Source organism: Sporosarcina sp. AD_1 (assembly GCF_057373025.1).
Genome location: NZ_JBPVIR010000007.1, coordinates 153,397 through 165,228 on the forward strand (window position 1 = coordinate 153,397; position 11,832 = coordinate 165,228).

General features: G+C 45.4%; 13 protein-coding genes. 7 read left to right on the forward strand and 6 right to left on the reverse strand.

Annotation, left to right across the window (positions count from 1 at the left end; genetic code table 11):
• Positions 1–118: 118 nt before the first annotated feature.
• Positions 119–634 carry a hypothetical protein gene (locus ACSW3C_RS14945; RefSeq protein ID WP_486563602.1) on the reverse strand — a complete coding sequence of 172 codons (516 nt, stop codon included), beginning with the start codon at positions 632–634 and terminating at the stop codon, positions 119–121.
• 221 nt (positions 635–855) lie between these two features.
• On the opposite strand from ACSW3C_RS14945, the gene ACSW3C_RS14950 reads away from it, so the two are divergent.
• From ACSW3C_RS14950 to ACSW3C_RS14965, 4 genes are all read left to right on the forward strand, one after another.
• Positions 856–1,545 carry a response regulator transcription factor gene (locus ACSW3C_RS14950; RefSeq protein WP_486563603.1) on the forward strand — a complete coding sequence of 230 codons (690 nt, stop codon included), beginning with the start codon at positions 856–858 and terminating at the stop codon, positions 1,543–1,545.
• Positions 1,523–1,702: a hypothetical protein gene (locus ACSW3C_RS14955; RefSeq protein WP_248512303.1), complete on the forward strand. Its 180-nt coding sequence runs from the start codon at positions 1,523–1,525 to the stop codon at positions 1,700–1,702. Before ACSW3C_RS14950 ends, ACSW3C_RS14955 begins: the two co-directional genes overlap by 23 nt.
• Positions 1,702–3,909 (forward strand): sensor histidine kinase, encoded by a 2,208-nt coding sequence (locus tag ACSW3C_RS14960; protein WP_486563604.1) that lies wholly within the window; start codon positions 1,702–1,704, stop codon positions 3,907–3,909. The genes ACSW3C_RS14955 and ACSW3C_RS14960 overlap by 1 nt, the downstream gene beginning before the upstream one ends.
• Positions 3,910–4,177: 268 nt before the next feature.
• Complete coding sequence (locus ACSW3C_RS14965) at positions 4,178–5,215, forward strand: potassium channel family protein (protein ID WP_486563605.1); 1,038 nt, start codon at positions 4,178–4,180, stop codon at positions 5,213–5,215.
• On the opposite strand, the gene ACSW3C_RS14970 is transcribed toward ACSW3C_RS14965, so the two are convergent.
• Positions 5,209–5,859, reverse strand: a complete 651-nt coding sequence (locus ACSW3C_RS14970; RefSeq protein WP_486563606.1) for a CPBP family intramembrane glutamic endopeptidase — start codon at positions 5,857–5,859, stop codon at positions 5,209–5,211. The two genes, ACSW3C_RS14965 and ACSW3C_RS14970, sit on opposite strands and share 7 nt — an antisense overlap.
• A gap of 129 nt (positions 5,860–5,988) precedes the next feature.
• Between ACSW3C_RS14970 and ACSW3C_RS14975 the strand changes: the two genes are divergently transcribed.
• Positions 5,989–6,330, forward strand: coding sequence for a hypothetical protein (locus tag ACSW3C_RS14975; RefSeq protein ID WP_486563607.1), 342 nt, complete (start codon positions 5,989–5,991; stop codon positions 6,328–6,330).
• A 73-nt stretch (positions 6,331–6,403) separates the two neighbouring features.
• Positions 6,404–6,862: a DinB family protein gene (locus ACSW3C_RS14980; RefSeq protein ID WP_486563608.1), complete on the forward strand. Its 459-nt coding sequence runs from the start codon at positions 6,404–6,406 to the stop codon at positions 6,860–6,862.
• Between the two features lie 242 nt (positions 6,863–7,104).
• Here ACSW3C_RS14980 and ACSW3C_RS14985 read toward each other — a convergent pair whose 3' ends face one another.
• Positions 7,105–7,278, reverse strand: a complete 174-nt coding sequence (locus ACSW3C_RS14985; RefSeq protein ID WP_238079107.1) for a hypothetical protein — start codon at positions 7,276–7,278, stop codon at positions 7,105–7,107.
• 268 nt (positions 7,279–7,546) lie between these two features.
• On the opposite strand from ACSW3C_RS14985, the gene ACSW3C_RS14990 reads away from it, so the two are divergent.
• A complete protein-coding gene (locus ACSW3C_RS14990; RefSeq protein ID WP_486563662.1) occupies positions 7,547–9,397 on the forward strand; it encodes a mechanosensitive ion channel in 1,851 nt (616 codons plus the stop codon).
• Between the two features lie 47 nt (positions 9,398–9,444).
• On the opposite strand, the gene ACSW3C_RS14995 is transcribed toward ACSW3C_RS14990, so the two are convergent.
• From ACSW3C_RS14995 to liaF, 3 genes are read right to left on the reverse strand one after another with little or no spacing between them, the layout of a single operon-like run.
• Positions 9,445–10,077 (reverse strand): response regulator, encoded by a 633-nt coding sequence (locus ACSW3C_RS14995; RefSeq protein WP_238079106.1) that lies wholly within the window; start codon positions 10,075–10,077, stop codon positions 9,445–9,447.
• Complete coding sequence (locus ACSW3C_RS15000) at positions 10,052–11,104, reverse strand: sensor histidine kinase (protein ID WP_486563609.1); 1,053 nt, start codon at positions 11,102–11,104, stop codon at positions 10,052–10,054. Before ACSW3C_RS15000 ends, ACSW3C_RS14995 begins: the two co-directional genes overlap by 26 nt.
• Positions 11,101–11,802, reverse strand: a complete 702-nt coding sequence (gene liaF, locus ACSW3C_RS15005) for a cell wall-active antibiotics response protein LiaF (protein WP_238079104.1) — start codon at positions 11,800–11,802, stop codon at positions 11,101–11,103. The genes ACSW3C_RS15000 and liaF overlap by 4 nt, the downstream gene beginning before the upstream one ends.
• Positions 11,803–11,832 lie beyond the last annotated feature (30 nt).

Here is an 11,832-nt window from a genome sequence, read left to right on the forward strand (position 1 = left end):
TCTATACTATTCGCCGACAGGCACCTCAATCCTATTAGTGAATTCGAAAAAATGTGTCAAAAAATCAAACAAAAAAAGAATTATGCAGGAAGCAGACCTAGCATAATTCCATACCCTCCTATTTAACGGAAAGAAGAAATGCATATATCGCTTCTCCGTTCACTTCTCCTTCCCATATTGCTTTGACGGACATATTATATTTCCCGGTAGGCAGGGTCTCTTTTAATGTGTCGTAATTCATGTCAACCGGAATCATTTCTCCGTCCTTATGGATAGCCACTTCATAGGAACTCGGCTGTGGAAAATCCTTGTGCTCGAGGGAACGAATAAATGAAAAACTGAACCTGTCATTGGCATCCAATTTGTGTGCTGGTTCATATCTCAAAAGTTCCTGAGCAGGTGTTGGGGTAAGATCACAGGATGTTTCTGCGTCTTCCCAGCAATGCTTATCATAAATCGTGTTTAAGGCTGCATCTCCAATCGTCAGATAGATCTCTGGCTTTAGGCGTATAGTTTCAGAAATTCCGGGTGTCTCTTTATCTGGCGTTTCAACTCTATCATCTTCTGTACAAGCGCTTAACAGAAAACAAAAGAGCAGAATGGGGAAAAAGCATATCTTTTTTATTGAAATCAATCCTTTCCTAAGATTATTACATGTAAAATTTACCCAATGACATTAGTTTAGCACTCGCAGTATTGATTCACCATCAGAAAATCTTAGTGAGTATATACTGGCTTACTATCTATTTGCCCCAATCTATACACCATCTTAAGAATTTCTTCATAATTCCCCTCCTGGAATGTTAAGATTTAGGCATTAGAATTGGTATCATAAGAAGAAGGCAGGTGGGGCGGATGGCAAAATTTAAAGTTCTCGTGGCGGATGACGATAAAGAGATCCGCGATGGGATTGAAATTTATTTGAAGAATGAAGGGTATGACGTGTTAAAGGCGGCGGATGGGCAGGAGGCACTTGATTTATTGCGTTCCAATGAAGTCCATCTGCTCATCCTCGATATTATGATGCCGAATATGGACGGAATCGCGGCGACGTTTAAAATTCGGGAGGCACAAAATGTGCCGATTATTATGCTGAGTGCGAAGGCGGAGGACTCGGATAAGATCCATGGCCTTTCCGTTGGGGCGGATGATTATGTGACGAAACCATTCCATCCGCTGGAGCTGATGGCGCGGGTGAAGTCGCAGCTTCGGCGCTATGTTCAGCTGGGAACGTATGACGGGCAGAAGAAAATCGAAGTGGACGGCTTGTCATTGGATGAAGAGGCGAAGGAATTGACGGTGGATGGGAACCCAGTCAAATTGACGCCGATCGAGTACAAAATTACGGAATTGCTTATGAAAAATGCAGGACGGGTCTTTTCTATTAATGAAATTTATGAGCGTGTGTGGAATGAAGAAGCGTACAATGCGGAAAACATCGTAGCTGTCCACATCCGGAAAATCCGCGAAAAAATCGAGGCGGATCCGAAAAATCCGAGGTATTTGAAGGTGGTGTGGGGCATTGGCTACAAAATCGAAAAATAAGTGGGGATTAATTGGCTCGCTTCTATCCATCGTTTTGGCTTTTATTAGTATCGGATACTGCTTTCCTTCCATCCTTGAAATGATCGGCAATGGCTGGGAACGGTCGACACGCACCGTGGCATTCTTTGCCAGAATCATTACTGGGGGGAATGTTTGATGAAGAAGAAGGGATTATTATTCATATGGTCAGCTCTCGTAGTGTTGCTGCTGATTGCACTCCCATCCATTATTCGTCTTAGCCCGCAGTTGTTTGGCAAGGACTTTACGAATTCGCTGGACTTTGAGCAGCGAATGGAAGAAGTGTATAACTCACTTGGGTCTGTGCTGAATCCGATTAATCCACAAGAGGCGGTAGAACATATTACCGTATCACCGGAGGAAATCGAGGAGCATCGCAATCGATATGGAACATTATCAGAACAACTTGCTAATATTCATGCTCAATATGAAGATCGAATTGCGGAAGCGAAAGAAGCTGGAAATGAAAAAGTGCTTACCGCTCTTGTGAAAGAACGAGATGCCAAAATGGAAGACATTCAGCAGAACTTTGAGAGTGATGCACATGTGGAAGAGAAGATACGGAACGAAAAGACCAAGTACTTGAAACGCTATTTAGAGGAAATGAAAAATGATGTTACGCTACCATTCCCGATTGTGTATGAATTAAAGGATGTTGCAACGGGAGAAGAATTCTCTTCAGGTGATATCCACGTGCTTGCGGGATATGAGAAGGAGTTCAACTCCTCGGAAGGGTATTTAAGGGCTTATTCCTTGCCGACTGATCTTCACACGTTAACCTTTCCTCGAAACGGAGATAGTGCAGTTGAGGTATCCGATGATGATTTGATGAGTATGCACAACCCAGTCCGTAAATTCGAAGGGACTGTCATCGTGCCGAAATCAGTTTTTGCCGAGGGGGGATTGCTGCATCAGGAATACACGCATTTTAATAAATCGAAGTATGCGGCGTATCTATTCTGGGCAATCGGTCTAGTATCCATTATTTTATTGTGCACCGTTCTGAAGTTCAAAAAGGAATGGGTCATGGAGTCGAAGTTAGTCGACCGATATGATCGGTTGAAAATAGATGGAAAGGTCGCTTTATTCGTTATTGCCGGCTTCATCTTAACCTCCTACAGTGAAAGTATGTCGTACACTCTCTTGAATTTCTTTACTTATCCTAGGCTGGAAAGATGGGTCATGGAAGCTTTCTCGTTTGCGATAGGCGGTATTCTTATGGTCGTCATCCTTGCCTTCCAGCTTGTGAACGCAAATGACCGATGGAAACAACCTGGAGTGTTTATGAAAGATTTGCAAGAAAGTTATTCAGTGCGATTTTTAAAGGCCCTGCCCGAGCTATTCTTAAAGAAATCAATTGGTGTTCAGACATTCATTCTACTGGTCGGATTTTTTCTTGCCGGAATTGGATTAGTAGTTGTAGGCTTGGAGCCAACCCTAGTTATTATCTATTTCCCATGTGTCCTTTTCCTGGGGATTCCGGCGCTTTATATTTTTGTTCGCAGGATGGCTTATTTAAATAAAATCATTATTGCGACTGATGCTATGGCGGCTGGCCGGCTACAGCAGGATATCGCTATACAAGGGAAATCGCCACTTGCCGAGCATGCGCGTAATCTCAACAATCTTCGCGAAGGCGTGCGCAATTCGATGAGCGAGCAGGCGAAAAGTGAACGGCTGAAGACGGAATTGATCACCAATGTGAGTCATGATCTCCGTACGCCATTGACGTCCATCATTACGTATACCGATCTGTTGAAGAAGGAAGGTTTGACTCCAGAAGAAAGGGCGCAGTACGTCGATATTCTGGATAAAAAATCGCAGCGCCTGAAGACGCTGATTGAGGATTTATTCGAAGTGTCCAAGATGGCGAGCGGCAATTTGGAGCTGCACAAGCAACGTGTCGATTTGACCCAGCTATTGCAGCAGGCTCTCGCGGAACATGCGGAGGACATCGCGAAATCGGGACTAGATTTCCGGACGGATATGCCTGAGGAGCCGCTCATTTCCTATGTGGATGGGCAGCGCTGGTGGCGAGTGCTGGATAATTTAATTGTCAATGCCATTAAGTATTCATTGCCAGGCACACGGGTGTACATCACCCTTCGCAAAATGGGAGATACTGCGGAGTTCGTTGTAAAAAATATTACGAAATATGAGCTGGGTGCAAATGTCGAGGAGCTGTTTGAACGGTTCAAGCGTGCAGATACGGCAAGGCATACCGATGGATCGGGTCTCGGTCTAGCGATTGCCCAATCGATAGTCGACATGCATCAAGGCACGATGAAAATTGAATTAGACGGGGATCTATTTAAAGTGACGGTCGTCGTACCTGCGGGTTATTGAGATATAGGGCTGCATGTATGCTGAAAAGCATGCGTGCGGCTTTTTTAGGTTTTGTTTATTGGCGTTCATCTGAAGTTAATGGCGTTCGTTTCGATTTATTGGCGTTCATCTGAAGTTAATGGCGTTCGTTTAGATTATCTGGCGTTCGCTTCGAAGTATTGGCGTTCATCTCCCTAATTTAGTGTTCAAACTGTTGTATCAAAAGGTTTGCGGCTTCTTGCTTACAGGGAATACATATCTACTATTGATTTTGTCCAGGAGGCGCCATATGCTGAAACGTTGGCTTGATATACAACTTCGTTATCGAAGATTGTTCATTATTATTGGAATGACTGCCATGCTTCTGATCATTTCAACGGTAGGCTTTGTCTACATTGAGGATATCTCGCCATTCAATGCTTTTTGGATGACCATTGTTTCCATTATGACGATTGGCTATGGCGATATATATCCGACCACGCAGGAGGGTCGTTGGTTTGCCCTGCTTCTTATTCCGTTGGGAGTCGGAATTATCACCTATGCACTGGGAGTCGGCTTTTCCTTTTTAATTGAAAATCAATTATCGAAGAAAGTGTGGAATCGGAGAATGCAACAGGAAATCAGCAAGTTGGATGGACATATTATCGTGTGCGGCTTCGGCCGTGTCGCCCAGCAAGTATACCGGCAATTGAAGGAAGAGGAGCGGGATGTCCCCGTTTTATATATTTGTGATGATGAGGATGCGCTGTTGGCTGTTGTGGAGCAGGGTACGTTACGGTTGATCGGTGATCCGACCGACAAGGAGATGCTCGTGAAGGCGCGAGTGGATAAAGCGCGTGCACTGATTGCAGCTCTTCCGAACGATGCGGATAATGTTTTTATTACACTGACGGCAAAGAGCCTTAACGAGGATCTGGAAATTGCCGCACGGTCGGAGCGTGAGGATTCCGAAGAGGTGTTGAAACGGGCGGGTGCCTCACGGGTTATCAATCCGACCGTAATTGGTGGACGGGAGCTCGCCATGTCGGTCATCAAGCCGAAAGGGACGGATTACATTAACGACTTGATTCGCTCGGAAAAAAAGGAACTGATGGTAGAGGAAGTCATCTTGGAAGAGGGCTCTCCTCTCATCGGAAAAACCGTGGAGCAAGTCAATATCCGCAAAACGTTTGGCATTACCCTCGTCGCCATCATGCGTAACAGCAAACTGATTAGCAATCCTGATTTTGAGGAAGTCTTCCGCCATAACGACACGCTCATTGCGATTGGCGATCCAGAAGGCGTCGAAAAGCTGCGCAAGGAATTAGGCGTTGAGGTGGATCAATAAAAATACAACAGGTAGACGCCAATCAATAGGATGCCCAAATCCGCACTCATATGTATGATCCATGAGGGCAGGATTGTGCCGGATTTTTCATTGGCAAGCTGAAAAATAAACCCGCCAGTCCAAAGTCCGGCAATGGCGAGTAGCAGGATGGGCGCAGTAAACCAAGGCAAAAAAATGGCGACATGATAGATCGCAAAGAAAAATGGCGGCAGCAGCAGGCGCAGTTTGGATTGTCCAAATAGATCCGGCAGCAGTCCGCGGAAAAAGAACTCCTCCAGCAGGGAATTTCCGAGGAGGATATAAAGGGCGATGGCAGGGAAGACTAACGGTGTAATACCCGAATCCGCAAGGTCCATTTTTAATGCATTCAGATCAATGTAGGTGCGAAGCAATAGGAAAGCTCCGATGATGGATCCCATTACTGCAAGGCCGGCGAAGATTGCTCTCTTAATGCTCGTACGATCGGTTTGGCGCAAGCGCAAAAAAGGAAAACGGGCCGCACGGAAAAGGATGAGTGGGATGAGCAAAAACAACATGACTTTTGCGGCGGTTTTCCAAATATAAGTCATCCCGATGCCTTGCTCGATCCAAAGCAAAAGGAACATGCTCAACAACGGAAACAGAATGCCAAATCCTTTTTTCATAAAACACCTCGCAGTCTTTATGAATTCAGACGTAAAAAAAAGCAACAAGTTTCAGAAAAAGGGTTTAGCGGAAGTCGAAAGAGGGAAAAGAAGAAAACTACTGCTTGAGGGGAAAAGGAGGAATCCGTAATGACAATCAAAGATGGTACGTACCCAAATAAAAAAGATATCGAACCAAAGATTTTATATCATGGAAAAAAACCTATAACCTACGATGAACTGCCATTATCTGATCCGGCCGACTCCAACTGGACAAAGGAATTCCGAAAAAATGCTGAAGATAAAACCGGTAAAAACAGTCCCTCCGCTTACAGTGAAAATAAAAAAGGCGGAAACCCAAATTACCATGTACTAAAGCCAGGGGAAAGCTTTCCCTATGGAGATCAGGAAGAATACAATCGAGAATTTAATCATAAAGCCCATGAAAAATGGAATGAACATAAAAAGAAACCAGCTGACCAAAACGCATGAACGGCATCCTCAATAGGGATTGCCGTTTTTTGGTGGATTCGATTAAAATAAAGAGGAAGGGAGATGAGGGGAAATGAGCACACTGTCACAATTTGAATTTGCCCGCAACTATACGTTGGGGCGTTTGGAGCGAGCGGAAGCAGCAACATGGGACGAGCAGCCGGAAGGATTCAACAATACCATTCGTTGGAATGCAGGGCATATCTATTCGACCATGGAGTATTTCATCAATTTAGTCTGCCCCGAATATACAGCTCACCATCCGGAATGGGGTGCTTTTTTCGGCACCGGAACACGGCCGGGCGAGTGGAGCGGGAATCCGCCCAGCCATGAGGAACTGCTCCTTGCATTGAAGGAACAGCCTGGCAGAATTCGTGCTGTCCTGGAGGGGAAAATGGACGTTGCATTGGCAAAACCGATGACGATTGGTGCACTTTCCATGGAAACGGTCAAAGATACGGTTGAATTTCTCGTGTGGCATGAAGGCGTACACACGGGAAGTATCGATGCATTAAGCCGATTCACAAAATAATAATTTTCACTGTTGTCCGGTACGCAGATTCTGCTGCCGGGCATTTTTCAGTTCCTCTTTATTTTCCTTTTCGTCACCGAACCTGTGATGAGTACTGAGAATAAAATAATGAAGAACGTGCCTAAAAAAGTTACGATTCGATTGTTTGTTACACTAATCAAGATTGAAACGAATAGCATGGCTAAAAGTGATGCGATAAGTATACGTTTAAATTGGCTCATTTTCTACCTCGTCTTAATTTTTCATTCCTCACTACTTTTCCTCTCGGAAGTGGTAAACGCAGTCATCATAACGATAAAGACAGGCAGTAAACTCCATAAAAAGAATCCCCAGTGTTTCATTGTAAGTGATAATGTTAAAAAGAAAACAAGTGTAACAATCGAAATGTAAACAGTACGTTTTTTATATTTACTCACCTCGTACCCTCCTTCCTCAACGTTCATTATATGGTCAGTTCACTGAATTGAAAGATATTTTTAGTCATGTAATTATATTATATGAGAACCCTCAAATTTATTCCACTGAAAACCAATATTTGGTTTCTTTTTGTATAAAACAAGTCAGGAAAACAAATTCCCTATTACTAGCTTCCAGTTTCCAAGTTAAATAGGTTTAGTCGTCTCCATTTATAGGAATAGTCCAAGTAGATTATTCAAAGGAATGGAGGACAATCGATTGAATGATATGTACAGGGATTTTTATTTTACTAGCATGATGAGATGGCTTCCTGAATTAATGATGGGACTCATTGTACTTCTTGTTGGCTTTTTCATTGCAAAAGCGGTAGAAAACGCAGTTTATAAGCGAATGAAGAAGTCCCGTCTGAACGAGAGGCTAGATGTCAAGGATTCCAAGTGGAACATGGAAAAGATCATTAGCAAGGTCATCTTTTTCATCATTTTGCTGCTCGCCTTCCTTCTGTTCTTCAATATTATGAATGCATCCATGATTGCTACTCCGTTCATGACGATGTATTCAGGAATTGGTGGCGCGATTTTAAGCATTTTGAAAGCAGGTTTGATCCTGTTATTGGCATGGGTTCTTGCACTAGTCGTCAAGAAAGTCATCCTGGCTGCAGGGACAAAGCTGAATTTGAACAAGTATGTGAGTAAAGCAGGCGGTTCACCGGAAGATGTCAACAAGACCAAATGGGTAGAGACGGCTGCCAATATTGCCTTCTATCTCATCCTGCTCATGTTTATCCCGGCGGTGCTACATGCACTTGGATTAAGCGGTATTAGTGGACCATTTGAGGGCATGCTGACGAGCATTATGAACTTCCTGCCGAAGCTAGTCGGAGCTACACTTATATTCCTAGTCGGATGGGTCGTAGCCAAAATTGTCCGCACGCTTGTGACAAAGTTGCTTGAGTCTGTCGGTATTGACAGAGCCGCACACAAACTGAACCTGTCTTCTTATGTAAAAGGGACAAGTGTTTCGGGTGTAATTGGAACCATCGTGTTTATTCTCATTATGATTCCAGTGACGATCTCTGCGCTGGAAGTGCTTGATCTGGAAGGAATCTCTCAACCGGCTATTGCGATGTTGAATGATATTTTAACAATGATTCCGAAAATCGCGGTCGCCGTGTTCCTTGTACTTGTCGGAATTATGCTGGCCAAATGGGTTAAAGGCGTTGTCGTCGCCCTATTGGACAACCTCGGCATCAATTCACTCTTTGGCAAGATGGGCGTCCGGACGACGGGCACGACCGTTCCGTCTCTCTCTCGAATTATCGGAACAATTGTCCAAATCGTTGTCATTCTGCTGTTTGTAGTTGAAGCATTGCAAATTCTGAAGTTGAAATTCATGGTGACACTGGCGACTGGCATTTTTGCTTACTTGCCGATGGTTATCGCCGCACTTGTTATTTTGGCAGTCGGCTTTTGGCTTGCGAATCTTGCTGAGAAATTCGTCGGCAGCATTATGACGACAAAGGCAGGTACACCTCATGTCCTACGTTATGTCGCAAAGTATGCTATTCTGGCTTTCGCGTTCTTTATGGCACTCAGCCAATTGGGCATTGCGCCAGCCATTATTAATGCAGCGTTCATCCTCATTTTGGGCGGTGTTGCCTTGGCATTCGGTCTCGCGTTTGGCCTAGGAGGAAGAGAACATGCCTCTCGTTATTTATCGAAAATGGAAACAAGCCTGCAACAAGCCGATGTTTCCAAAGAGAAGTGGGAGCAGGAGAAACGTGAGATGAAGAGCCAGGCAAAGCAAAACGTCGACCGTGCACAACAAGCGGTGGATGAAACAGCGCAACAAAGCCGCAGTCGCATGGCGCGCAATCACGGCTCTCATGACTATCCGAATGCGCAGGATTTTGAACCGAATCATGGCATCACCGGATCGGATGAACTTCCATTATCCGACCCAGCGGATGCTGATAGAACGAATCCGATCAATCCTGCCGATCCGACTCAGTTCAATCAAACCAATCCGGACGGTTTTAATACGACGGATCCAGGTGAAGAATATCCTTTTGATCCAAATCGCGGGGAAGATCCGGAAAATCCTCCGTATCGACCATAAACGAAAAACCTGCACTCATGCCAAGCGAGGCGTGAGTGCAGGTTCTTTTATTTTACAAGTTCATGTTTGAATGCGTAAATGACCGCCTGGGTCCGGTCTTGCACTTCCAGTTTGGAGAGCAGGTTGCTGACATGGGTTTTCACGGTTTTCAAAGCGATGAACAGTTCATCGGCAATGTCCTGATTCGTTTTGCCTTGCGCGAGAAGAAGCAGGATCTCCATTTCACGCTCTGTCAGCTCGTCATGCAGCCGTCTTTCGTTTCCTGAGCGCATTTTTTGCATCATTTTTGTTGTCACTTCTGGCTCCAGAACGGTTTGGCCTTTTAACGTGTCGCGGATGGCTTCGGCGATCCGTTTGGCGTTGGATGTCTTCAATATGTAGCTGATGGCGCCGGCCTCCAGGGCAGGGTAGACTTTATCATCATCTAAAAAGCTCGTGACGATTACTATTTTCGCTTCCGGCCATTGCTTGATGATAGCAGCTGTAGCTTCGGCGCCATTCATTTCGGGCATGACCATGTCCATTAAGATAATATCCGGACGTAATTCCAATGCTTTTTCGGCGGCTTCCCGGCCATTTGCCGCTTCTCCGACGACTTCCATGTCGGGTTGCGTCTGTAAATACGCAGAAACGCCGATGCGCACCATTTCGTGGTCATCCGCTAATAGAATCCGTATCATTCAGTTCTTCTCCTTTCCGAGCTGGCAGTTTCACTTCAACGATCGTACCTTGGGAAGGGACCGATACGATTTTACACGTGCCCCCAACTTCGATGGCACGCTCCTTCACATTTTGCAGTCCGTAGGAGCCGCCTTTTCCATCTTCGTTCTCCTTGAAGCCGACGCCATTGTCCTGCACCCGGAAGATGACGAGGCCATCCCGCTGGACGAAAAGCACATCCACTTCTGTCGCCTGGGCATGCCGGAGCGTATTGGACAGCGTTTCTTGGGCGATTCGGAACAGATGGTCTTCCGCCCCTTTGGAAAGGGAAACTTCCTCCAGGCGAAAACGGATATCGAAGGTGACTTTCTCTTTTAATTCCAGCAATAAATCCTCTAATCCTTCTTTCAATGATTTATTGTTTAATGCCGCTGGGCGCAAGTGAAGCAGAAGGGCCCGCATTTCCAGTTGAGCCTGCTGCACCATCCGTTCGACTTGCAGAAGCGGCTTCTGCTTTGGGTCTTCTGGGTCTCCTTGCTCCGTAATCGCAGAGAGTAGCATGGAGGCGGCAAATAGTTGCTGTGAAACGGAATCATGAAGCTCGCGAGCCAATCGCTGTCGTTCCTGGACAATCCGCTCTTGAATCAGTTTATCTTGCGCTTCTGCCCGTTCATCTGTGATGCGTTGTAAGCTTTTCCGCTGCGTTACGAGGACGTTGGAAATATCCTCGAGCGTCCGGTCGATCCGCGGGGAGAACCGTTTTTTTGCTTTGACGATGTCTTCGCTGTCCACGACAGTTCGCAACCGCTTTTCAATTGCCTTCTCTTTGGCTCTGGCAATGGAGCCCATCCAAAAGGAAAGATAACCGCTGAGCAATATACAGCTTGCCAAAATCCATATGCCGAGGGGCACTTCTGAATAGGTCGCTTCCACAAAAATTCGCCAGCCATCCTTTAAAGGTAAGCCGAGGAATAGATAAAAATAGGCGACCGTGATGGTAATGAACAGCAGGATAAGATACAAACTGCGTCCGATAAAAGCTGTCATTTGCGTATCACCTCGATATCACCAATCCAAGTCGTGACGGAAATGATCAGTTCAGCCGCATCGACGCGTTCCATTTCATATCCATCCTGGAAATGCAGCGTTTCGTTAATCATCCGTTTCGGGCTAATGTCCAAAATTCGTGCTTCCCCAAAAAGTGTCGTGTAATGGATGCGGACCGGTATTTCATAAGGCAACTCGACCTTTACCCGGCCAAGTCCTTGTCTAATGGCGATGAATGACGTCCTCTTCGGCAGAACAGTGTCTGTTACATCCACATTAATATCGCCAAAGAAACCTTGGATATGGACATCTTCCCATTCATATGATGAGAAGGGTGAGGTTTGCACTGAAAATAATTTATTCTTCCAAATGCCGTTAGGCGTTACGTTCTGCAGCTCTTTCAATGGCCGCATAATTGTTTCGGCGGGAACACCCTTCCATAACTTATAGAGAATATATGCTAGGCTAGCGAAAATGAGCAGGCGTAAACTCCATAAATTAAGAAGTGCCAATACGACAAAGAAGATGCCGGTGAAAGAGATCCACTTGGAACGCTTCTTCACACCGAAATAAAGCAATCCGGCTCCAAGAAGGAGGAAGATGATATTTCCGTTTCCGAGAAAAGCGGCCTCCACAAATACGAGAAGACCAAAAGCGGCAATCCAAAATGTCATCTTATTTGTATCGAATGCTCTCAATTGTGATGCCCCCTTCTTGTTGTCGGATGG